Below are 22,003 nucleotides of genomic sequence, written 5' to 3' on the forward strand. Positions count from 1 at the left end.
CGCTCGACCCGGCCCACGCCACCGCCACCACCTGCGCGTCGGCCCTCAGCTGACCGTCGCCGGGGGGGGGGGGGGCCGGGGCGCCCGGCGCCGGCCCCCCCCCCCCCCCCCCCGGGGGGGCCCCCCCCCCCCCCCCCCCCCCCCCCCCCCCCCGCGCCGACCGCCAGGGACACCGATCACGGGGGGACCTCACCATGTCCGACACCGCCCGCGCCGCACTCGCCGACGCCCGCCTGTACCTCTGCACGGACGCCCGGCGGCGCCAGGGCGATCTGCCGGAGTTCCTGGACGCGGTCCTGGCCGGCGGTGTCGACATCGTGCAGCTGCGCGACAAGGGCATGGAGGCCGCTGAGGAACTGGAGCACCTGGAGGTCTTCGCCGAGGCCTGCGCCCGGCACGGCAAGCTCCTCGCGGTCAACGACCGGGCGGACGTCGCCCACGCCGCCCGCGCCGACGTGCTGCACCTCGGCCAGGGCGACCTGCCGGTCCCCGCGGCCCGCGCGATCCTCGGCGACGGGGTGCTGGTCGGCCGTTCCACGCACGCGGAGTCGGAGGCCGCCGCGGCCGCCGTCCAGGACGGCGTGGACTACTTCTGCACCGGCCCCTGCTGGCCCACCCCCACCAAGCCCGGTCGGCACGCGCCCGGTCTGGACCTGGTCCGGTACACGGCCGGGCTGGGCACCGACCGCCCCTGGTTCGCCATCGGCGGCATCGACCTCGCCAACCTGGACCAGGTGCTGGACGCGGGCGCCCGCAGGGTGGTCGTCGTCCGCGCGATCACCGAGGCCGACGACCCGGGTGCGGCCGCGGCGGAGTTCGCCAAGCGGCTCCGGCAGGGCTAGGGAACTTCTTTCGGGGCCCTGTCCGGGAATCTGTCCAAGGGGTGGACAGGATACCGACAATTCAGGCAAATTTCCGGCGTCCGGTTGGGGGACCGCCCACCCCTGGCTAACCTGCCCGTATGGCCCTCGGAACCGCATCCACCAGGACTGATCGCGCACGCACCGTGCGCGACATCCTCGCCACCGGCAAGACGACGTACTCGTTCGAGTTCTCGGCGCCGAAGACCCCCAAGGGCGAGCGGAACCTGTGGAGCGCGCTCCGGCGGGTCGAGGCGGTCGCGCCCGACTTCGTCTCCGTGACCTACGGTGCCGGCGGCTCCACCCGCGCGGGCACGGTCAAGGAGACCCAGCAGATCGTCGCCGACACCACGCTCACCCCGGTCGCCCACCTCACCGCGGTCGACCACTCCATCGCCGAGCTGCGCAACATCATCGGCCAGTACGCGGACGCCGGGATCCGTAACATGCTCGCCGTGCGCGGCGACCCGCCCGGCGACCCGATGGGCGAGTGGGTCCCGCACCCCAAGGGACTCGCCTACGCGGCCGAACTCGTCCGGCTCATCAAGGAGTCGGGCGACTTCTGCGTGGGCGTCGCCGCGTTCCCCGAGATGCACCCCCGCTCCAGCGACTGGGACTCCGACGTCGCCCACTTCGTGGACAAGTGCCGTGCGGGCGCCGACTACGCCATCACACAGATGTTCTTCCAGCCGGAGTCGTATCTCCGGCTGCGCGACCGCGTGGTGGCCGCGGGCTGCGACACCCCGGTCATCCCCGAGGTCCTGCCCGTCACCAGCGTGAAGATGCTGGAACGGTTGCCGAAGCTCAGCAACGCCCACTTCCCGGACGCCCTGAAAGAGCGGATCCTCACAGCGAAGGACGATCCGGCGGCGGTACGCTCCATCGGTATCGACTTCGCCACGGAGTTCTGCGCACGGCTGCTGGCCGAGGGAGTGCCCGGACTGCACTTCATCACGCTCAACAACTCCACGGCGACCCTGGAAATCTACGAGAACCTGGGCCTGCACCACCCCCCGCAGGCCTAGACCGGCCGCCCCGCGATACGACACACTGCGTAGCGGCCACTGGGAGAGGGGCGTACATGGGCTGGACGGTCCTCTACATCGCGTTCGGTGTCGTCGCACTGTGGCTGCTGGGCGAGGTGCTGCTGCAGTACAAGGCGCGGCTGCGCTGGCGGCTGCTGGCCTTCGCCGGCTTCCTCGGTGTCGTGCTCGGCGTGCTGATGCCCTCCGTGATCGTGATCGGCGTCGGCGCGATCGCCTTCGCGATCGGTCAGACGTACGTCACCCTGTCCTTCCGCCGCGGCTTCGCCGCCGGCTGGGCGGTCAAGCGCCCCGACGCCGAGACCGACGGCGGCAGCAAGCGCCGCCGAGGCAAGGCCGACCGGCGCGACGAGGACCTGGAGGACTCCGGCCCGGAGCCCGCGGCCCCCGGCGACGACCAGGACGCCGGCCAGGGCGCCTACGGCCAGGGCGAGTACGACGACGACTACGACCGCGACGACGTCTTCACCCCGGCCCGCCCCGAGCCGGGCGCCGCCGAGACCACCACCGTCTACGAACCCCAGCCCATGCCCGAGGACACCGGCTCCTACGGCGTCTACGGCGACACCGCCTACGCGCACACCGCCCAGCCCCAGGCCGGCGAGCAGCAGGGCTACGCCTACGACTACTCGGGCTACGGCCAGCAGCAGGGCTACGGTTACGACGCCGGCGGCCAGGGCTACGCCAACTACTCCGACCCGTACATCGGCAGCCAGTCCTACGGCGGGGCGTCCTATGACCAGGGTTACGCCCAGCAGTACGGCCAGCAGGGCTACGGACAGGATCCGTACGCCACCGGCGGCTACGGCGAGACCCCGGCCGGCGGGGTGTGGGTGCCCCAGCAGCGCACCGACGAGACCTACGGCGGCGAACTCCCGCAGGAGCAGCCGTACCCCTACCAGGGTCAGGCCCAGGGGCCCGCGCAGCACCCGCAGCCCGGGACCGCCGGGTACGACGAGCAGTACCGCTTCTGAGCCTCAGCCCGGGATCACCGCGAGCCCCGGAAACCCGGGCCCTCCACGATCAGCCCCGCCACCAGCGCTCCCGACATGCCCGCGTGCGGCAGACCGCCGCCGGGGTGTGACCAGCCGCCTGCGGTGAAAAGACCCGGCACCGCCGTGCTGTTGGCCGGGTGCAGCACACCCTCCGGAGCGGCCAGGGCCGGCGGCGGGACGGCACCGCCCGTCGCGCCCGTCTCCCGCTCGGTGTCCAGGGGCGTGCGGACCTCCCGCCACAGCACGCGCTCGCGCAGCCCCGGCACGGCACGCTCGGCCGCTGCGGTCATCCGGTCCGCGAACGCGTCGGCGGCGCCCGGTGCGGCCCAGTCGTACTCCGTCGCGGCCGGCACCGTCGACGTCAGCACCATCGACTCGTGCTCCCCGTCGGGACGCAGCGCCGGGTCGTCCGGGCGGTCGACGACCACCGTCGGCAGCTCGGGCGGCGTCCCGTGCCGGAACAGGTCGAGATCACCTTCGCCGTCGGCCGAGTGCACCACCGTGCGGTGCACGGCGTCGCTCCCGCGCGCGCCGCGCAGCGCCAGGCACACCACCATGCGGCCCGGGTAGCGGTCCTCGCGTTCCGGAGGCACGTCCTGCGCGCCGTACAGCTCCCTGCCAGGGACCAGGCCGCCCAGCCGCCAGGGTCCGGTGCCGACGACGAAGTCGGCCTCGGCCACCGTGCCCCCGGCCAGCTCCACGCCGGACACCCGGCCGTCCTTCTCCAGCACCCGGACGACCTCGGCGTCGAAGACGAACTCCACCCGCCGTTGCAGACACCGCTCGTACACCGCGCGCGCCAACTCCCGGATCCCGCCGCGTACATACCAGGTGCCGAAGGCGTGCTCCATGTAGGGCAGTACGGCCGCGCTCGCCGGAGCGGTCCCGGGATCGACGCCGTACGCGAGCGCGCAGTCGTTCAACAGCTGGGCCAGCCGTGCGTCGCGCAGCTCCCAGGAGCCGATCTCATGCAGCTTGATCGCGCGCCGCGTGCGCCAGAGCCGCTTGTGCGGAACACCCGGATACGGCTCCTTCTCGTCCAGCACCTGCCAGTTCGGCCACAGCGGCTCCTCCAGCAGCGGGCGACGCGTGCGGTCCCAGGCCTCGCGGGCCCGCACCAGGAAGTCTCCCCAGCGCTCGCCCGCCCCCGCGCCCAGTGCCTCGTCCAGCGCCGCGACCACGCCCGCGCGCGAGGCGTTCGGCAGGGACACCTCGGTGCCGTCCGCGAAGACGTGCCGCGACGACGGGTCGACCTGGACCAGCTCGACGCAGTCCTCCAGCGGCTGCTTGCCGGTCTTCACGAACAGATCGCGGTACACCGCGGGCAGCGTCAGCAGCCCCGGGCCGGTGTCGAAGGCGAACCCGTCCCGCTCGAGACGGCGCACCGCACCGCCGTACGTCCTGGTCCGCTCGTACACCGCCACCCGGTGGCCCGCGACGGCCAGCCGGGCAGCGGCCGCCATCGCGCCCATCCCGGCGCCGATCACCGCAATCCGTGCCATGCCTGCGACTTTATCGACCGCCACCGACCATCCTGCCCGCGGGCGGCCGCCCGGGCCGTCTCGCGGTGCGGGTCCGCGTGCGGGCGGCTGAGTATCCGTACTCAGAACGCGAGATGAGTACGTGCGCGGATGGGGGACGGGCCGCCCGGACGGCAGAGTGGGGGCAGGCCAGGGGGCGCGGCCCGGCACCGCCGACACGGGGCGGCGGAACGGTGCCCGCCCGCCGGCCGCTCCTTCCGCCGATCCGTCGGCGGAAGCGAGCCGGGGGACCCGGGGGACGACCACCCACGGGGGACCGACGGGGGAAGACCGTACGGGGGAGTACGGGGAGCGGGAAGGGCGGCGGCCCGGCAGCGGACCGGCGCCCTTCCCGTGCGCTCGTGCCCAGGCCCGGTCAGGCCTTGCCGCTCACCCGGCCCTGGAGCAGCCGGGACAGGGCCGCGTGGACGTCGTCCAGGGACCGCTCCGGCTGGAAGGACTTCCAGTCCAGGGCGGCCACCAGGACCATGCCGACCAGCGCCGCAGCCGTCAGCTGCACGTCGATCTCGTCGCTGAACTCCCCGGCCGCCACGCCCTCGCGCAGCACTCCCTCGACCACCGCGACGGCCTCCTGCCGGACCACCATCAGCGTGGACTGCCAGGCCCGGTTGGTGCGCCACAGTTCGGCCACGTACAGCTGGGTGAATGCCGGGTAGCGGTCGATGAAGACCAGCCCCGCGCGGACCATCGCGTCCAGTGCGTCCACCTTGTTGCCGCCCTCGGCCGCCGTCCGCTCGGCCGCCTCCCTCAGGGAGGCCGTGAGCAGGCCCACGCCGTGTCGCAGCAGCTCCTCGAAGAGGACCGACTTGCTCGCGAAGTTGTAGTAGACCGTGCCCTTCGCGACCCCGGCCCGCTCGGCGATCTCGTCCACCGTGGTCGCGGAGAAGCCCTGCTCGGCGATGAGCGTGACGGCCGCCTCGTAGAGCTTCTGGCGGGTGGCCTCGCGGCGCGTGCTGCCGCCGGACCTGGTGCTGCTGCTTTCCATGGCCCCGATTCTCACAGGTACGCGCGTGTGCGGGGTCCTCCCGGAGATCACAGGCTCAGCTCGGGGTGCAGCCGGTCCAGCGTCCACACCTGGCGGCGCCGTGCCGCGAGCGCGGTCAGCGCGAGCGCGCCCGCGGTGAACGCGGCCAGCACACCGCACGCCTGCCAGACCGGGCCGAGCCCGCCGCCCGTGATCAGCCGGCGCAGCGCCTCCACGATGTAGCTCATCGGCAGGAACGGGTGGATGGCGTTGAAGAAGCCCGGGCTGGTCTGCACGGGGTAGGTGCCGCCCGCCGAGGTCAGCTGGAGCATCAGCAGCGCCAGCACGAGGATCCGGCCGGCCGCGCCGAATCGGGCGTTCAGCCACTGCACGATCGCCCCGAAGCACGCCGCGACCAGGAACAGGAAGCCGATCGTGCCGGCCGCCCGCAGCATCTGCAGCCCGATCGCCCAGTGCAGCACGGCCATCAGCGCCACCACCTGCAGCACGCCCACGGCGACCACCGGCAGCCAGCCGGCCAGCGCGATCCGCCAGGCCGGCGAACCGGCCGCGAGGGCACGCCGGTTGAGGGGCGGAATCAGCATGTAGGCGACCATCGCGCCCACCCACAGGGACAGCGGGATGAAGTACGGGGCGAACCCGGTGCCGTAGTTCGGCGCCTTGTGCAGGTCGTGCGAGGCCAGCTGGACCGGGTCGGCCATCACGCCGGTCCGCTTGTCGCGGTCCTGCTTGTCGTAGTCCGGGATCTTCTTCGCGCCGTCGTGCAGCCCGCCGGCGAGCTTCCCGGATCCGTCGGCCAGCTTGTACAGGCCGCCGTTCAGGGTCTGGGCGCCCGTCCGGGCCGTGCCGATGCCCTTGTCCAGCGCGGTCGCGCCGGACTTGGCGGTGCCGAGGCCGGTGTGCAGCTTCTCGGCTCCGTCGGCGACCTTGTGCGCGCCGTCGTTGAGCTTGTTGATCTTCTTGACGGCGTCGGTGACGTCCTCGGAGAGGTGCGGCGCGCGCTTCTCCAGGGCCTTGGCCTGCTTCTGGAGCGTGCCGAGGTTGTCCCGCATCGTCTTCAGGTCGCCGTCCTGGTCGGCGATCAGCGTGTTGAGGTCGTCGGCGACGGCGGCCACGTCGGCCGCGGCCTGCTCGGCCTTCTTCAGCTCCGGGCAGGCCGGGTCGGGGATCGTGGCCGTCTCGCAGCGCGCCTTGTAGACGTCGTCCAGGACGGCCGAGGAGGCGTGGGCGGTTCTGGCGGCTCCCGGCGCGAGCTTCACCAGGACGTCCAGGTTGTCCTCGACCGTCTTGGCCGAGTCGGCGACCAGCTCGGCGGTGTCCCCGATGGTCTTCTCGTTGCCCTTCAGGAACGGGCCGGCCTGGCCGTAGACGCCGTTGACGTCGTCGGCGAGCTGCTGCGTGCCGTCGGCGACCTGCCGGGAGCCCTTCTCCAGGTCGTCGGCGCCGCCGTCGAGCTTCTTCAGGCCCTTGGCCAGCTTGCCGCTGCCGCTCTTGGCGTCCTTCAGCCCGTCGGCGAGGTCCTTGGAGCCCTTCTCCGCCTTTCCGATGCCGCCGTTGAGCTTGTCGGCGCCGTCGGCGGCCGTGACGGTCTTGTCGTGGATGTCGGAGAAGGAGACGAAGATCTTGTCCAGGAAGGTCCGTGAGGCCTTGCTGGACGCGGCCGAGCGCACCTCGTTGAAGACGGTGCGGGAGATCTGGCCGACGATGTAGTTGTTCGCGTCGTTGGTGCGCACCTTCAGGGCGCCGGCCTGAGGGGAGCCACCCGAGCTGGAGGCGATGCGCCGGCTGAAGTCGGCCGGCATGGTCAGCGACAGGTAGTAGGTGCCGTTCTCGACGCCCTCGCGCGCCTCCGCGTCACTGACCTCGTGCCACTCGAAGGTGCGGCTGTCGCGCAGTCCGGCCACGATGTCGTCGCCGGCGGAGATCTTCTTCCCGCTCGCCGTGGCGCCCTTGTCGTCGTTCACCAGGGCCACCGGGATCCGGTCCAGACGGCCGTAGGGGTCCCAGAAGGACCACAGGTACAGGGCGCCGTACAGCAGCGGCAGGACGAGCAGCGCGACGAGGGCGGCGCGCGGCAGCTTGCCCCGCCCGAAGCGCCTCAGCTCAAGCGCGGCCAGCTTCGGTGAGCGCATCGCCGGCTTCCTCCTTCCGATCCGTGTCCGGCTCTTCCGTGTCCTGCTGTTCCGTGTCCTGCCGCTCCGCGGAGTGCCGTTCGCCCGATGCGGCCGCATCCCCGGTCCGCACCGCGACGCAGTCCTCGGGGGCGGTCCGGCACACGGCCACGACCGTCGTCCCCGCGCGCGTGAGCGAGCGCAACTGGTCCCAGACCTGGGCGCGCTCGGCGTCCGAGAGCTTCACGTCGATGTCGTCCACGCCGAGCAGCCGGGGCCGGCCGAGGAGGGCGAGCGCGAGGGACAGACGCAACTCCTGGATCCGCTCCAGGTCGCGCACGGCCGTCCGGGAGCCCTTGGGAAGCGTCTCCAGGTCCAGCCCGGCGGCGGCCAGGGCCGCGTCGACGCGCAGCCGTGCCTCGTGCCTGCGCTGGGCGCGGGGCCGCAGCACCTCGCGCAGGGAGTCGCCGAACCGGCGCTGCAGCAGCGACCGTTCGCGCAGGTGCTCGCCGACGGTCAGGGCCGGCTCCAGGTCGGTCACCCCGGCCACGGCGGCCACCGCCGCGACGCGGCGCAGCCCCGCCATGTGCCGGGGGAGTTTGAACTCGCCGACTGTGGCAACCCCTTGAGTGGGTTTCATCCGTCCCGTGAGCGCGAGCAGCAGGGACGTGCGGCCGGAGCCGGACGGTCCCTCGATCGCGATCAGCGAGCCGGGCTCCGCGTCGAAGGTGATGCCGCTGAAGGCCCACCCCCGGGGACCCCTGAGCCCGAGGCCCTCGGCCGTGACGTGCGCGCCGTCCACAAGCTCCCCTGCCTGCTTGCCGTATTTGAACTGACTGGTCAGTGCAAAAATACGCCCGAACCTACGATCGAGGCAAAGGCGCAGGTCAGAACGGATTGTCAGTGCCATACCTCACGATGGGCACATACGGCACCCGTGCCGTCACCCAGACGACAGGAGGTTCGTCATGGCCAACCCGTCCGCAGCCGCCGCCCGTCGGCGCCGCGCCACCGGCCCTGCCCCCTCACTGACCGGCCCGGCGAGCGACGTGCACCCCGTGCTCCGCCGGACCACGGCCCCGCCCGCCGCCCTCGACCTGCTCGCCCAGGCCCGCGCCGGACTGGAGGAAGCCGCCGTCCTGGAAACGCCGAACGAGCGCTATGCGACGGCCCATCTCGCCGCCCTGCGCACCGCCGCCGCCGTGCTCGCCGCCCGGGGTCGCCCCGAGACCGCCCCGCGCCCCCGGGCCCGGATCCGCAGCGCCTGGGAGGTGCTCCCCGAGATCGCCCCCGAACTGACCGAGTGGAGCGCGCTGTTCGCCTCCGGAGCCGCCCGCCGCGCCCGCGCCGAGGCCGGCATCCGTGGCGCGGCCGGACAGCGCGACGCCGACGACCTGATACGCGACGTGGCGATGTTCATCCGCCTCGTGGAGCGGATGCTGGTCCTCCAGCCGGTCCTGCCCCAGCCCCGTCAGGACCCGGAGGAGCGGGACGGCCCGGGCGCCCGGGGTGACCTCCCGGACGCGGGCTGAGCACCGGCGGGTCCGCCGAGCGAGACGGACACGGCCGTTCCCCGCCGCGGTGACCAGGTACGGCGGCGGAGGCAATAGGGTGGAGTTCGCCTGAAGCCTTCTGCCCTGCCGAGGAGTCAACTGCCGTGTCGGACCCGAGCCGCCCCCGCGCCTCCCTGCGTACCGCCGTGGTCTGGGAGATCCTCCAGGACGCTCTCGACCGCCGGGTCAAGGCCACGGGACGGGAGTCGCTGGACGTCCTCGACACCGGAGGCGGCAGCGGCAACTTCGCCGTGCCCCTCGCCCGCCTCGGCCACCGCGTCACGGTGGTCGACCCCAGCCCCAACGCGCTCTTCGCGCTGGAGCGCCGCGCCGCCGAGGCCGGCGTCGCCGACCGGGTCACGGGCGTGCAGGGCGACGCGCACGGCCTGTTCGACGTGGTCGAGCGCGGCGGCTTCGACGCCGTGCTCTGCCACGGCGTCCTGGAATACGTGGACGACCCGGCCGAGGGCGTGCGCAACGCGGTCGCCGCGCTGCGCTCCGAAGGTGTCCTCAGCCTGCTGGCCGCAGGGCTCGGCGGTGCCGTGCTCGCCCGCGCCCTGGCCGGCCACTTCACCGAGGCCCGGCAGGCGCTGCGGGACCCCGACGGCCGCTGGGGCGACGGCGACCCGGTGCCGCACCGGTTCACCGCCGAGCAGCTCACCGCGCTCGTCGAGGGCGCGGGGCTGGCGGTCGGCGCGGTGCACGGCGTGCGGGTCTTCGCCGACCTCGTGCCCGGCGTCCTGGTGGACACCGAGCCCGGCGCCCTCGACGCCCTGCTGAAGCTGGAGGCCGCGGCGGCCGAGTTGCCCGCGTTCCACTCCGTGGCCACGCAGCTGCACGTGCTCGGAGAGACGCCGGGTGCCGCCGAGGCCTGAGCACACTGCCGGGACGAGCCGCTGATCAGCGGCTCGGCGGCGGATGGAGTACGCCACAAGACCCCCGATCGAGGGGTTTGCGCCGTATGATCGAGGTACACCACCCGGCATGACGGGTCGGCCGCCGGGGAATGGAAGCCTCAGCGAGCCGGGACGGCCATGACGGAGTTCGGTTGGCCGATTGGCGTAGAGGGGCGGGTTTCACGGGGGCGATTCCCTGCCTATCCTGAAGGGACCCCCCGGGTCGCCCCGGCGACTGCACGATGAGGAGGACTCCGTGCCGCTCTCGGAGCACGAGCAGCGCATGCTCGAGCAGATGGAGCGAGCGCTGTACGCCGAAGATCCCAAGTTCGCGTCAGCGCTTGAGGGAAGTGGGCTGCGGACGTACACCCGGCGGCGGGTCTACCAGGCGGTCGCGGGCTTCCTCGTGGGTATCGCGCTCCTCATGGCCGGAATGGTCGCGCAGCTGATCTGGGTCAGCGTGGTGGGTTTCCTCGTCATGCTGGGCTGCGCCGTGCTCGCCGTCACGGGCTGGCGCAAGACCCCGAAACCGGGTGAGCAGCCGGCGGTCGCCGTCCGCCGCCAGGTGCGGCCCAAGCGCTCCATGATGGACCGGATCGAACAGCGCTGGCAGCGCCGCCGGGACGAACAGGGCCACTGACCCGCTGCCCCGGCCGGCATCTCCCGGGCCGCGGCGGAGCACACGGCAGACTTCAGTGAGGGGCGGACACCGGATGGTGTCCGCCCCTCACATGTGTCTCCGCGGCCGTCTCAGCCCTGCTGCTGCGACGGCTTGCGCAGCGTCGGCAGGGCCGCCGCCAGCCGGGCCCGGAGCGCCGACCAGCGTGCCGACAGCGCCCACAGCACCTGCACCGACGAGCGTGGCAGGAACAGCGCCCGCAGCCGGGTACCGGTGCCCACCGCGGCCCGCAGCCCCTCGATCACCCGGCGCACGTCCCCGGCCGCTCCGGTCGCGGGCCGCGGCCGGGGCGCGTACAGCACCTGCTCCACCGCGTCCGCCACCCGGTGCACCGCGGCCCCGGCCTCCGGGTCGAGGTGACCGAGCCGGACGATCCGGGCGGCGGCCCCGCGCGGGGTCAGCGACTCGTCCGGCGCGATGCCGTGGTCCCAGGCGCTGTCCGTCAGCTCCTGCCAGGCGGCCAGGGTGTGCGCCACCGCGCCCGCCTCGGTCCGCGCGTACCCGCCCAGCCGCACCGAGCGCACCCGCGCCCGCCACAGCAGCGGCGACAGCGGCAGCGCCAGCACCACGAGCCCGCCCAGTCCGGCCAGCAGATACCACCACGGGCCGCTGCCGCTGCCGCCGCTGTGCGGGGCCGCCGCCGCGGACGGGCTGTCGCAACCCTGCACCCTGCGCAGCTCGCTCGTGCAGCTCTCGCTGGCCGAGGGCGCCGCCGAGGGCGCCGAGGACGCGTTCCTGGACGGCAGGGCCGGGTCCGGCAGCGAGGTGCCGGGCGTGTCCGAAAGGGTGTACGAAGGTGTGGTGCCACGGGTCGGGGTGGGCTCGAAGCGGGTCCAGCCCACGCCCTCGAAGTACAGCTCGGGCCAGGCATGGGCGTCCTTCTGGTTCACCGCGACCGTGCCGTCGGACTGCGGGGTGCCGGGCGCGAAGCCGACCGCGACCCGGGCCGGGATGCCGAGGGTGCGGGCCATCGCCGCCATCGCGAAGGAGAAGTGGACGCAGAAACCCTCCTTCCGCTTCAGGAAGTTCGCGATGGCCTGGGGGCCGGTGCCGACCTCCACCTGGGTGTCGTACTGGAAGCCGCCGCTGACGGCGAACCAGTCCTGGAGCTTCACGGCCTCCTCGTAGTGGCTGTGGGCGCCCGCGGTGATCTCCTCGGCGGTCCTGGCCACCACCTTGGGCAGCGTGGCCGGCACCTTGGTGTACTGGCGTCTCAGGGCCGCCGCCGGCTGCGGCGCGGCAGCCAGCTGCTGCGCGGTGGGCTGCACGTCCAGGCTGGTCACCTGGTAGGTCTCGCCCCGCGTGGTCTGGCCGTGGTCGCCGACGAGGGTCATGCCGACGGGCTCGTACCGCCAGCGGCCGCTGATCCTCACCTCACTCGGCGGGTAGGGCATCGGCAGCCAGTCCTGGGCGTACCACTGCGCCGCCGTGACCGTCGTGCGCACCTTGCTGCGCTTGACGTCGCCGCTCAGCCCGAGGGGGGTGGGCAGTACGTCCGGCACGCCCATGATGTGCCGCTGGGCGGGCTTCCAGGTGGTGCCGTCGAAGTCGTCCAGCGAGACGATCCGCAGGTACATGTCGGACAGGTCGCTCGTGCTGGTCCGCAGGGACAGCACCTGGCGGTCGTTGTCCGTGTTCAGGCTGTCGCGCAGCGAGACCAGCGGGTTGACCGCGGAGATCGTGCCCCCGTTGCCGTTGCCGGCCCCGACGCCGGTGCCGGCCGCCTCCAGCAGGCCGCCCTGCATCGCGGGCAGGGCGAGCGGCACCACCAGGGCCACCCCGAGGGCGACCGCGCCGATGCGGCGTCCGGCACGTACGGGTGCCACGGCACCGGGGTCCGGGGAAGCGCCAGGGGAGCGGGGCGCGCCGCCGAAGACCCGGCCCCACTGGGCGAGGCGGTCCCGGCCCTCCGCGAGCAGCAGCATCAGATAACCGGCCGCCGCCACCAGGAACCACAGCCAGTCGGCCCCGCCGTCGGACAGCCCCGCGGCCACCGAGTACAGCGCGAGCAGGGGCAGCCCGGCAGGGGCCGCGCTGCGGAAGGTCACCGCGAGCGTGTCCACCAGCAGCCCGATCAGCAGCGCGCCCCCGATCAGCATCAGCTTGATGCCGTCGGTGAGCGGCGCCGGAATCGCGTACACGCTGATGTCGTCCGAGCCCTGCCGGAACAGGTCGGCGATGTGCCGGAAGGCGTCCGGACCGGGGATCAGTCCGACGATCGCCTGCTGCCGGGCGAAGACCAGGGTCAGCAGCATCAGGGTCACCAGCGCCTGCACCGCCACGGTCAGCGGCCGGCCGAGCGGCACCCGCCGGGCGGCCGCGCCCACCCCCGTCTGCACGGCCACCAGCGGGATCAGCTGCAGCAGCCAGGTCGGCTCGGCCACCAGCGGCAGCAGAGCGCACGAGGCCATCAGCGTGGCCGCGGCGGCACACAGGGCCAGTCGTGCCCGCCCGCTCATACCGCTGCCTCCCCGCTCACGCCGGCCAGGCCCGAGCGTTCCCGGTCCGCCTGCTGCCACCGTGCGTTCAGTGCGGCGCCGCGCGGCACGCTCAGCGCCGTCCAGCCCGCCTCGCGCAGCATCCGCAACCGCTCGCCGTGCCGGTCCCCCGGCCGCGGTGCGTCGGTCGGCTCCCGCACCCAGGTGTCCGGGTCCAGCAGGAAGGCGACGGCGCCGCCGCTGCGCCGGCTCATCTTGGCGACCGTCGCGGCCTGCTCCTCGTCGAGATCGCCCAGGAAGGCGATCAGCAGTCCCTCGTTCCCGCCGCGCAGCACGTCGTACGCCCGGGACAGGCCCGTGCCGTCGGAGTGGTCGATCACCGCGAGGGTGTCCATCATCAGCCCGGCCGCGTCCGCGGTCTCCTGGCCGGTGCCCGCGAACCCGTCGCCGCCCTCGCCGGGCACCGCGCTGCCGCTGTCGGTCAGCAGCCGGACCGAGAAGCCCCGTTCCAGCATGTGCACCAGCGCCGAGGCGGCGCCGGAGACGGCCCACTCGAAGGCCGAGTCGGGGCCCGCGCCCTCGTAGCCGACGGCCCGGGTGTCCAGCAGGACGGTGCAGCGGGAGCGCCGCGGCTGCTCCTCCCGGCGCACCATCAGCTCGCCGTAGCGCGCGGTGGACCGCCAGTGCACCCGGCGCAGGTCGTCGCCGTGGCGGTAGCCGCGCGGGATCACGTCGTCCTCGCCGGCGAGGGCCAGCGAGCGCTGCCGTCCGTCGCCGTAGCCCTTGGCCTCACCGCTGAAGCGGACCGGTGCCAGCGGCTCCACGCGCGGGATGACCGTCAGGGTGTCGTACGCCGAGAAGGAGCGGGTCAGTTCGCACATCCCGAAGGGATCCGTCAGGCGCAGCTGGAGCGGGCCCAGCGGATACCGGCCGCGCAGGTCGGAGCGGACCCGGTAGGACACCTCGCGGTGGCCGCCCGGCTCCACCCGGTCCAGGACGAAGCGGGGGCGCGGCCCGAGCACGTAGGGCACCCGGTCCTGCAGCATCAGCAGGCCGGTGGGCAGCCGGGAGACGTTGTTCATCCGCAGATGCACCCGGGCCTCGCTGCCGGCCGGCACGCGTGCGGGGGAGAGCCGGCGGGTGCCGGCCACCCGGTAGCGGGTGCGGTACAGCACGGTCGCGCAGATCAGCGGCAGCGCGGCCAGCAGCAGGCCGACCCGGAGCAGATCGCTCTGGCCCAGTACGTAGGCGCAGATCGCGGCGGCGATCCCGGCCGCCAGGAAGGAGCGGCCACGGGTGGTCAGCCCCGCTAGGGCCGTACGGAGGCCGCCCGCGTCCCCGCGGTCCGCCTCCGGCTGCCCGGTCCCCCCGGCGCTCATCACAGACCTCGCGGCGGCTGCTGCGGATAGCCCGGGATGTTCCGGCCCAGGCCGCCGAATCCGCTCTGTCGGCCCGGCTCCGCGGGCACCGGGGTGTGGTGCAGGATCTCCTGCACCACCTGCTCGGCCGTACGGCGGTTCAGCTGCGCCTGCGCCGTGGGCAGCAGGCGGTGCGCGAGGACGGCCACGGCCAGCGCCTGGACGTCGTCCGGCAGCGCGTACTCCCGGCCGGCGAGGGCCGCGGACGCCTTCGCCGCGCGCAGCAGATGCAGCGTCGCGCGCGGGGAGGCGCCGAGTCTGAGGTCGGGGTGCGAGCGCGTGGCGGCGACCAGCTCCACAGCGTACCGCCGCACCGGCTCGGCGACGTGCACCCCGCGCACCGCCTCGATCAGCTTCACGATCTCGTGCGCGTGCGCCACCGGTTGCAGATCCTCCAGCGGGCTGATCCCACCGTGGATGTCGAGCATCTGCAGCTCGGCCTCCACGCTCGGGTAGCCGACGGAGACGCGCGCCATGAAGCGGTCGCGCTGGGCCTCGGGCAGCGGGTAGGTGCCCTCCATCTCGACCGGGTTCTGCGTGGCCACCACCATGAAGGGGCTGGGCAGTTCGTACGTCTGCCCGTCGATGGTGACCTGCCGCTCCTCCATGGACTCCAGCAGCGCCGACTGGGTCTTGGGCGAGGCGCGGTTGATCTCGTCGCCGATCACGATCTGCGCGAAGATGGCGCCCGGCTTGAACTCGAAGTCCCTGCGCTGCTGGTCCCAGATGGACACGCCGGTGATGTCCGAGGGCAGCAGGTCCGGCGTGAACTGGATGCGCCGCACCGAGCAGTCGATGGACCTCGCCAACGCCTTGGCGAGCATCGTCTTGCCCACCCCGGGGACGTCCTCGATCAGCAGGTGGCCCTCGGCGAGCAACACGGTCAGCGCGAGCCGTACGACCTCGGGCTTGCCCTCGATCACGCCCTCCACCGAACCGCGTACCCGCTCCACCGTGGCGGTCAGATCAGTGAGGCTCGCTCGATCGTCATAGGTCGTCACCCGGCCCTCCTCGGCCCGTTCTTTCCGGGCCGACGCATCCGTGCGAAACCGGCCCACCCCGAAACACGGACACCACGCGGAAACAGTTCCGCGTGATGCCACACCCCGCATTCTTGCTGCCGTTACCGATTCGTGTCACTCGCCTGTGGACAACTGCCCGCACGATGTCGGTCTTACGGCCTTTTCGGCCGTGTTTTCGATAGAGAGCGGGGCATGGAGGGCGGGATGCCGTCGGGGCGGCCGGCCGGTGCGTCCCGTCAGGCCGGGTCGACCTCGCGGAGCGAGCCGGTGCGCACGTCGAAGACGAAGCCGCGCACGTCGTCGGTGTGCAGCAGGAACGGCGAGGTGCGCACCCGCTGCATCGACTGGCGGACGTCCTGGTCGACGTCCCGGAAGGACTCCACCGCCCATGCCGGGCGCTGGCCGACCTCCATCTCCAGGTCGTGCCGGAAGTCCTCGGTGATGGTCTCCATGCCGCAGCCGGTGTGGTGGATGAGCACCACGCTGCGGGTGCCGAGCGCCCGCTGGCTGATGGTCAGGGAACGGATCACGTCGTCGGTGACGACACCGCCGGCGTTGCGGATGGTGTGGCAGTCGCCGAGCTGCAGGCCGAGCGCCTTGTGCAGGTCGAGACGGGCGTCCATGCAGGCCACGACGGCGACCTTGAGGACGGGCTTGGCATCCATTCCGGGGTCGGAGAACTCGGCGGCGTACCGCTGGTTGGCCTCCACCAGGCGGTCCGTGACGGCGCCGCCGGTGGATATGGCGTCTTCGGGTCCGGTGGGAGCAGCTGCAGAAGTCGTCATGCCGACGACGTTACTGGTCACCGGGCGGCCCGGCCCGCTGTGAGACGGGACAAAGAACGTCATCGTGGCTTGTTGTGAGCGAACCCACACGGAGGGAAAACCTGGGCCGGACGGGTGAATCCGTTCGAATCGCGGCTTCCCTCGTGCGGCGGTGCGCGACGCGCAGGCCGGTTGATTGACCGCGAGACAGGGTGGACTAAAGTGGCGCGAAGCGGGAGGCGTGGCTCTCCCTGCTGGTGAAACCCCGGAGACCCGGCACCCGCCCGGACCGTCTCCCCGCGTGCGCGGCGCGTACGTACGGCTCGGCCTCCTCCCGCTCCCGGTCGGCTGACGCTTCCGGCGCCGGCCCGTCCCCCGTTCACGAGCAGGCGGGGGCCCGGCGGTGCGTGCGGCCCGCCGGAACTGAGAGGCCCCCTTGAGCCAGAGTCGACACGTCCCGGTGATGCTCCAGCGGTGCCTGGATCTGCTGGCGCCCGCGCTGGAGCGCCCGGGAGCGGTGGTCGTCGACTGCACCCTCGGTCTCGGCGGCCACAGCGAGGCGCTGCTCGCCCGGTTCCCCGAGGCGCGGCTGATCGGCCTCGACCGGGACAAGGAGGCGCTGCGCCTGTCCGGCGAGCGGCTGGCGCCGTTCGGCGAGCGCGCCACCCTGGTGCACGCCGTCTACGACGAGCTGCCCGACGTCCTGCGCAGGCTCGGCATCGCGCGCGTGCAGGGCGTGCTGTTCGACCTCGGGGTCTCCTCGATGCAACTGGACGAGGCCGACCGGGGCTTCGCCTACGCCCAGGACGCGCCCCTCGACATGCGCATGGACCAGACGACCGGCATCAGCGCCGCCGAGGTCCTCAACACCTACCCGGCGGGCGAACTCGTGCGCATCCTGCGCGCGTACGGCGAGGAGAAGCAGGCCAAGCGGATCGTCGCGGCGATCGTCCGCGAGCGCGAGAAGGAGCCCTTCAGCAACAGCGCGCGCCTGGTCGAGCTGATCCGGGACGCCCTGCCGCAGGCCGCCAAGCGCACCGGCGGCAACCCGGCCAAGCGCACCTTCCAGGCGCTGCGCATCGAGGTCAACGGCGAACTGTCCGTGCTGGAGCGGGCGATCCCGGCCGCCGTGAAGGCGCTCGACGTCGGCGGGCGTGTCGCCGTGCTGTCGTACCAGTCGCTGGAGGACCGGCTGGTCAAGCAGGTGTTCGCGGCCGGTGCCACGTCCACCGCGCCGCCCGGGCTGCCCGTCGTGCCCGAGCGTTACCAGCCGCGGCTCAAGCTGCTCACGCGCGGTGCCGAACTTCCCACCGAGGAAGAGGTCGCCGAGAACCGCCGGGCCGCACCGGCCAGGTTGCGTGGCGCCGAGCGGATCAGGGAGGACGTCGAGTGACCGAGACGGGTCGGTTGGATTCCCGAACTCACGGGGGGCGGCGTGAGTAGGAAACCCCAACTGAAGGGAAGGGCCGCCCGGCTCGCCCGGCTCCTCCCGGCCGGCCGTGCCCGTGCGGCCCGCACCCCGTTCGTCCTGCTCGTCGTCCTGCTCCTCGGCGGCGGTCTCATCGGGCTGCTGGTGCTCAACTCCGCGCTCAGCGAAGGCTCGTTCAAACTCGCCGACCTGCAGAAGCAGACCAAGAGCCTCACCGACGAGGAGCAGGCCCTGCAGCGCGACATCGACGCCTACTCCGCCCCCGACGCCCTCCAGCGCCGCGCGCAGGCGCTCGGCATGATCCCCGGCGGCGACCCGGCATTCCTCGCCCCCGACGGCAGGGTGAAGGGCGTCCCGGGCGCCGCCACCCCCGACCCGGCGGCGCTCACGGCCCCCGAGTCCCCGGCCGACCCCGCCGTCCCGCTCCTCGCACCCCCGGCTGCCACGGCGCCCGCGACGCCCCTCACCGCCGTACCGTCCCCGGCCCGGAGCCTCCCCACCGCAGCCGACACCGCAGCAGCCGTCCCCACCGCCGCCCCCTTCGCGGCGACCACCCCCCAGCCCGCCCCCACCCCGACCCCCGGCAGGTGACGGAAGTGTCCGACAGGGAACCGCCGCGCCGCCGAGTGCCCGCGCCCGCGAAGCCTCCTCGGCCGCGCAGTGCCGTGCGGCGGCAGCCCGGGCCCGGCGCTCGGCCCGCCCGTCGGCCGAGCGGGGGCCGGCCCATGCCGCCGCGCCCGCTCCGGCTCGGCAGCCCGCGGCCCCGGCTGCGCATGGTCAGCCTCGCCCTGACCCTGGTGCTGATCGCCTTCGTCGTACGGCTGCTCCAGGTGCAGGCCGTCGATGCCAGCGCCTACGCGGCGCGGGCCGAACAGAACCGGTATGTCGTGCACACGCTGGCCGCCGCCCGCGGCGGGATCACCGACCGCAACGGTGTGGCCCTCGCCATCAGCGAGGACGCGTACGACATCACCGCCGACCCGACGATGTTCAACAAGAAGCAGCTGAAGATCGACAACGGTCCCGAGCAGGCCGCCGCGCTGCTCGCGCCGATCCTCGGGCAGGACCAGGCCGCGCTCGTGAAGAAGCTGCGCCCGAAGAACGGCAACTCCCGGTACGCCCGGCTCGCCATCCGGCAGACCCCGCAGGTCTGGAAGCAGATCAAGGACCTGAAGAACGCGCTCGCCAAGAAGGCCGAGACCGACAGGAACACCGCCAACGTGCTCGCCGGCGTCTTCGCCGACCCCAGCAGCCAGCGCGTGTACCCCAACGGCGACCTCGCCGCCGGGATACTGGGCTGGGTCAACGCCGACGGCAAGGGCGGCGGCGGCATCGAGCAGGCGCTGGACAAGCAGCTGTCCGGCAAGGACGGCAAGATCCGCTACGCCCAGTCCGGCGGGCGTGAGGTGCCGACCGTGGGGTCCACGGAGACCCCCGCCGTGCCCGGCTCCGACGTCGAGCTGACCATCGACCGCGACATCCAGTGGGCGGCGCAGAACGCGATCAGCGAGCAGGTGAGGAAGTCCAGGGCGGACCGCGGTTACGTCGTCGTCCAGGACACCCGCACCGGCCAGATCCTCGCGATGGCCAACTCGCCCGGCTTCGACCCGAACGACCTGTCGAAGGCCGACGGCGACGCCATGGGCAACGCGGCCGTGCAGGACGCCTACGAGCCCGGCTCCACCGCCAAGGTGATGTCCATGGCGGCCGTGCTGGAGCAGCACGCCGCGACCCCGCTCACCCACGTCGTCGTACCCAACCGGCTGCACCGCGGCGACCGGCTCTTCTCGGACGACGTGGACCACGCCACCTGGTACCTCACGCTCAACGGCGTGCTCGCGAAGTCCAGCAACATCGGCACCATCCTCGCCACCGGGCAGCTCGGCAGGACCCAGCCCGAGGTCAACAAGGTCCTGTACTCGTACCTGCGCAAGTTCGGCATCGGCAGCTACACCGGCCTCGGCTTCCCCGGCGAGACCCGGGGCATCCTCGCGCCCTACCAGAAGTGGTCCACCTCGCAGCAGTACACGATCCCTTTCGGCCAGGGCTTCTCCCTCAGCGCGATGCAGGCCGCCTCCGTGTACTCGACCATCGCCAACGGCGGCGTGCGCGTCCAGCCCACTCTGGTGCGCGGCAGCAAGGGCGCCGACGGCCGCTTCACCCCGGCCCCGAAGCCCGAGCAGAGCCGGGTCGTCAGCGCGAAGACCGCCAAAGCGGTCGCCCAGATGCTGGAGTCCGTCGTGGACGACGAGCAGGGCACCGGCATCAAGGCCCGCATCCCCGGGTACCGGGTCGCGGGCAAGACCGGCACGGCCAACCGTGTGGATCCGGCCACCGGCCGGTACCGCGGCTACACCTCGTCGTTCGCCGGCTTCGCCCCCGCGGACAACCCCCGCATCACGGTCTACTGCGCCATCCAGAACGCCACCGCCGGCAGCTACTTCGGCGGCCAGATCTGCGGCCCCATCTACAAGCAGGTGATGGAGTTCGCTCTGAAGACCCTCCAGGTCCCGCCGACCGGCGCGCGGCCCGCGAACCTTCCCGTCGACTACAAGCCCTGATCAGCACACCGGAACACCAGGAACGCACTCGTGACAACGATCACCCCCGACCCCGGGAACCAGGGCTCCGCCAGCCCCTCACTTCGCTCCGGAGCGGGTACGCCCGGTACGCTCACCGCCGTGCCACACGCTGATCAGTCCCAAACCACCCAGAAGGGCGCTTCCGTGACATACCCGGGACCGCCGCGACCGGTCGAGGTCTCCGCCACACCCCTCGCGGAACTGGCCGATCAGCTGGGTGCCGCCGCTCCGGCCGGCTCCGCCGAGGTCACGGGGATCACCCACGACTCGCGCGCCGTCCGCCCCGGCGACCTGTACGCCGCCCTCCCGGGCGCCCGCCTGCACGGTGCCGACTTCGTCACCCAGGCCGCCGGGCTCGGCGCGGTCGCCGTGCTCACCGACCCGACGGGCGCCGAGCGCGCCGCCGCGAGCGGACTGCCGGTCCTCGTCGTGGACGACCCGCGCGCACGGATGGGCGAACTCGCGGCCGGCATCTACGGCCACCCGGGCCACGACCTGCTGCAGATCGGCATCACCGGCACCTCCGGCAAGACCACCACCGCCTACCTCGTCGAGGGCGGCCTGCGGACCGCGAAGGCCACGGGCCTCGTCGGCACCGTCGAGATGCGCATCGGCGACGAGCGCATCAAGTCCGAGCGCACCACCCCCGAGGCCACCGACCTCCAGGCCCTGTTCGCCGTCATGCGCGAACGCGGTGTCGAGGCGGTCGCCATGGAGGTCTCCAGCCACGCCCTGGTCCTCGGCCGGGTCGACGGCTGCGTCTTCGACATCGCCGTGTTCACCAACCTCAGCCCGGAGCACATGGAGTTCCACTCCGACATGGAGGACTACTTCCGGGCCAAGGCGCAGCTGTTCACGCCGGAACGCAGCAGACTCGGCGTGGTCAACGCCGACGACGAGTACGGCCGCCGGCTCGCCGCGGAGGCCACCGTCCCGGTCGTCACCTTCTCCGCCGAGGGCCACCCCGACGCCGACTGGCGTGCCGAGCACGTCGAGGTCGGCCCGATGGACTCGACGTTCACCGTCGTCGGCCCGAACGGCGAGCGGATCCACGCCAGGTCACCGATCGCCGGCCCGTTCAACGTGGCGAACACCCTCGCCGCCGTCGTCGCCCTCGCCGCGGCCGGTCTCGACCCGCAGGCCGCCGCGGACGGCATCGCCGCCGTACCGGGCGTCCCCGGCCGCCTCGAACGGGTCGACGCGGGACAGCCCTACCTCGCGGTCGTGGACTACGCCCACAAGACCGACGCCGTCGAGTCCGTGCTCAAGGCGCTGCGCAAGGTCACCAAGGGCCGGCTGCACATCGTCCTCGGCTGCGGCGGCGACCGCGACCGGACCAAGCGCGCCCCGATGGGCGCCGCCGCGGCCCGCCTCTCCGACACGGCCGTACTGACCTCCGACAACCCCCGTTCCGAGGACCCGCTCGCGATCCTCGCGACCATGCTCCAGGGCGCGGCCTCCGTGCCCGCGCACGAGCGCGGCGAGGTGCTCCTGTTCGAGGACCGGGCCGCCGCCATCGCCGCTGCCGTGGGCCGCGCCCAGGCCGGTGACACCGTGCTGGTCGCGGGCAAGGGCCACGAGCAGGGCCAGGACATCGCCGGCGTGGTCCGTCCCTTCGACGACCGCCAGGTGCTCCGCGAAGCCATCCAGAAGACCCAGGGATGAAAATCCAGAAGACCCAGGGGAT

Annotated in this window: 18 protein-coding genes; 10 read left to right on the forward strand and 8 right to left on the reverse strand. The window is 73.0% G+C overall.

All coding sequences use genetic code 11. The features are described 5' to 3' along the window. The first annotated feature begins 194 nt into the window (after nt 1–194). The 3 genes from thiE (at nt 195) to ACIHEJ_RS12695 (ending at nt 2,877) form a co-directional block, all read left to right on the forward strand. Complete coding sequence (thiE, locus tag ACIHEJ_RS12685) at nt 195–842, forward strand: thiamine phosphate synthase (RefSeq protein ID WP_400134679.1); 648 nt, start codon at nt 195–197, stop codon at nt 840–842. Between the two features lie 119 nt (nt 843–961). Next, nucleotides 962–1,885: a methylenetetrahydrofolate reductase [NAD(P)H] gene (gene metF, locus ACIHEJ_RS12690; RefSeq protein ID WP_400134681.1), complete on the forward strand. Its 924-nt coding sequence runs from the start codon at nt 962–964 to the stop codon at nt 1,883–1,885. Between the two features lie 56 nt (nt 1,886–1,941). Further along, on the forward strand, nt 1,942–2,877 hold the full coding sequence (locus tag ACIHEJ_RS12695; RefSeq protein WP_400134683.1) for a hypothetical protein: 936 nt from the start codon (nt 1,942–1,944) through the stop codon (nt 2,875–2,877). A 14-nt stretch (nt 2,878–2,891) separates the two neighbouring features. On the opposite strand, the gene ACIHEJ_RS12700 is transcribed toward ACIHEJ_RS12695, so the two are convergent. The 4 genes from ACIHEJ_RS12700 to ACIHEJ_RS12715 form a co-directional block, all read right to left on the reverse strand. Continuing rightward, nucleotides 2,892–4,400 (reverse strand): phytoene desaturase family protein, encoded by a 1,509-nt coding sequence (locus ACIHEJ_RS12700; RefSeq protein ID WP_400134685.1) that lies wholly within the window; start codon nt 4,398–4,400, stop codon nt 2,892–2,894. Nucleotides 4,401–4,794: 394 nt separating this feature from the next. Further along, nucleotides 4,795–5,424 carry a TetR/AcrR family transcriptional regulator gene (locus ACIHEJ_RS12705; protein WP_400134687.1) on the reverse strand — a complete coding sequence of 210 codons (630 nt, stop codon included), beginning with the start codon at nt 5,422–5,424 and terminating at the stop codon, nt 4,795–4,797. A 47-nt stretch (nt 5,425–5,471) separates the two neighbouring features. Beyond that, complete coding sequence (locus ACIHEJ_RS12710) at nt 5,472–7,556, reverse strand: YhgE/Pip family protein (protein ID WP_400134689.1); 2,085 nt, start codon at nt 7,554–7,556, stop codon at nt 5,472–5,474. Then, nucleotides 7,528–8,337 (reverse strand): ATP-binding cassette domain-containing protein, encoded by an 810-nt coding sequence (locus tag ACIHEJ_RS12715; RefSeq protein ID WP_400134691.1) that lies wholly within the window; start codon nt 8,335–8,337, stop codon nt 7,528–7,530. The genes ACIHEJ_RS12710 and ACIHEJ_RS12715 overlap by 29 nt, the downstream gene beginning before the upstream one ends. A gap of 166 nt (nt 8,338–8,503) precedes the next feature. On the opposite strand from ACIHEJ_RS12715, the gene ACIHEJ_RS12720 reads away from it, so the two are divergent. From ACIHEJ_RS12720 to ACIHEJ_RS12730, 3 genes are all read left to right on the forward strand, one after another. Further along, nucleotides 8,504–9,067, forward strand: coding sequence for an SAV_6107 family HEPN domain-containing protein (locus ACIHEJ_RS12720; RefSeq protein ID WP_400134692.1), 564 nt, complete (start codon nt 8,504–8,506; stop codon nt 9,065–9,067). A gap of 125 nt (nt 9,068–9,192) precedes the next feature. Continuing rightward, nucleotides 9,193–9,963: a class I SAM-dependent methyltransferase gene (locus ACIHEJ_RS12725; protein ID WP_400134694.1), complete on the forward strand. Its 771-nt coding sequence runs from the start codon at nt 9,193–9,195 to the stop codon at nt 9,961–9,963. Between the two features lie 277 nt (nt 9,964–10,240). Continuing rightward, a complete protein-coding gene (locus ACIHEJ_RS12730) occupies nt 10,241–10,624 on the forward strand; it encodes a DUF3040 domain-containing protein (RefSeq protein WP_400134696.1) in 384 nt (127 codons plus the stop codon). A gap of 110 nt (nt 10,625–10,734) precedes the next feature. Here ACIHEJ_RS12730 and ACIHEJ_RS12735 read toward each other — a convergent pair whose 3' ends face one another. From ACIHEJ_RS12735 to ACIHEJ_RS12750, 4 genes are all read right to left on the reverse strand, one after another. Next, the gene (locus ACIHEJ_RS12735) at nt 10,735–13,122 is read right to left on the reverse strand and encodes a DUF3488 and DUF4129 domain-containing transglutaminase family protein (RefSeq protein ID WP_400134698.1); all 2,388 of its coding nucleotides are present in this window, start codon (nt 13,120–13,122) and stop codon (nt 10,735–10,737) included. Beyond that, nucleotides 13,119–14,480 carry a DUF58 domain-containing protein gene (locus tag ACIHEJ_RS12740; RefSeq protein WP_400134700.1) on the reverse strand — a complete coding sequence of 454 codons (1,362 nt, stop codon included), beginning with the start codon at nt 14,478–14,480 and terminating at the stop codon, nt 13,119–13,121. Before ACIHEJ_RS12740 ends, ACIHEJ_RS12735 begins: the two co-directional genes overlap by 4 nt. After that, the gene (locus ACIHEJ_RS12745; protein WP_400134702.1) at nt 14,480–15,520 is read right to left on the reverse strand and encodes an AAA family ATPase; all 1,041 of its coding nucleotides are present in this window, start codon (nt 15,518–15,520) and stop codon (nt 14,480–14,482) included. Before ACIHEJ_RS12745 ends, ACIHEJ_RS12740 begins: the two co-directional genes overlap by 1 nt. 257 nt (nt 15,521–15,777) lie before the next feature. Then, on the reverse strand, nt 15,778–16,326 hold the full coding sequence (locus ACIHEJ_RS12750) for a beta-class carbonic anhydrase (RefSeq protein WP_400134703.1): 549 nt from the start codon (nt 16,324–16,326) through the stop codon (nt 15,778–15,780). A 415-nt stretch (nt 16,327–16,741) separates the two neighbouring features. Between ACIHEJ_RS12750 and rsmH the strand changes: the two genes are divergently transcribed. From rsmH to ACIHEJ_RS12770, 4 genes are all read left to right on the forward strand, one after another. After that, nucleotides 16,742–17,698: a 16S rRNA (cytosine(1402)-N(4))-methyltransferase RsmH gene (rsmH, locus tag ACIHEJ_RS12755; protein WP_400134704.1), complete on the forward strand. Its 957-nt coding sequence runs from the start codon at nt 16,742–16,744 to the stop codon at nt 17,696–17,698. Between the two features lie 42 nt (nt 17,699–17,740). After that, nucleotides 17,741–18,325 (forward strand): septum formation initiator family protein, encoded by a 585-nt coding sequence (locus tag ACIHEJ_RS12760; RefSeq protein WP_400134705.1) that lies wholly within the window; start codon nt 17,741–17,743, stop codon nt 18,323–18,325. A 5-nt stretch (nt 18,326–18,330) separates the two neighbouring features. Further along, nucleotides 18,331–20,295 carry a peptidoglycan D,D-transpeptidase FtsI family protein gene (locus ACIHEJ_RS12765; RefSeq protein ID WP_400134707.1) on the forward strand — a complete coding sequence of 655 codons (1,965 nt, stop codon included), beginning with the start codon at nt 18,331–18,333 and terminating at the stop codon, nt 20,293–20,295. A 165-nt stretch (nt 20,296–20,460) separates the two neighbouring features. Further along, entirely contained in the window at nt 20,461–21,981 is a 1,521-nt protein-coding gene (locus ACIHEJ_RS12770; protein WP_400134709.1) for a UDP-N-acetylmuramoyl-L-alanyl-D-glutamate--2,6-diaminopimelate ligase, read from the forward strand. Nucleotides 21,982–22,003: the final 22 nt, after the last annotated feature.

The sequence above is a fragment of the Streptomyces sp. NPDC052301 genome (assembly GCF_044593395.1).
Lineage (GTDB): Bacteria > Actinomycetota > Actinomycetes > Streptomycetales > Streptomycetaceae > Streptomyces.

Coding starts and splice junctions, on each gene's coding strand:
- ACIHEJ_RS12720 (WP_400134692.1), top strand. CDS start 8,504: ATGGCCAACCCGTCCGCAGCCGCCGCCCGTCGGCGCCGCGCCACCGGC.
- thiE (WP_400134679.1), top strand. CDS start 195: ATGTCCGACACCGCCCGCGCCGCACTCGCCGACGCCCGCCTGTACCTC.
- ACIHEJ_RS12750 (WP_400134703.1), bottom strand. CDS start 16,326: ATGACGACTTCTGCAGCTGCTCCCACCGGACCCGAAGACGCCATATCC.
- ACIHEJ_RS12735 (WP_400134698.1), bottom strand. CDS start 13,122: ATGAGCGGGCGGGCACGACTGGCCCTGTGTGCCGCCGCGGCCACGCTG.
- ACIHEJ_RS12695 (WP_400134683.1), top strand. CDS start 1,942: ATGGGCTGGACGGTCCTCTACATCGCGTTCGGTGTCGTCGCACTGTGG.
- ACIHEJ_RS12740 (WP_400134700.1), bottom strand. CDS start 14,480: ATGAGCGCCGGGGGGACCGGGCAGCCGGAGGCGGACCGCGGGGACGCG.
- ACIHEJ_RS12705 (WP_400134687.1), bottom strand. CDS start 5,424: ATGGAAAGCAGCAGCACCAGGTCCGGCGGCAGCACGCGCCGCGAGGCC.
- ACIHEJ_RS12710 (WP_400134689.1), bottom strand. CDS start 7,556: ATGCGCTCACCGAAGCTGGCCGCGCTTGAGCTGAGGCGCTTCGGGCGG.
- ACIHEJ_RS12700 (WP_400134685.1), bottom strand. CDS start 4,400: ATGGCACGGATTGCGGTGATCGGCGCCGGGATGGGCGCGATGGCGGCC.
- metF (WP_400134681.1), top strand. CDS start 962: ATGGCCCTCGGAACCGCATCCACCAGGACTGATCGCGCACGCACCGTG.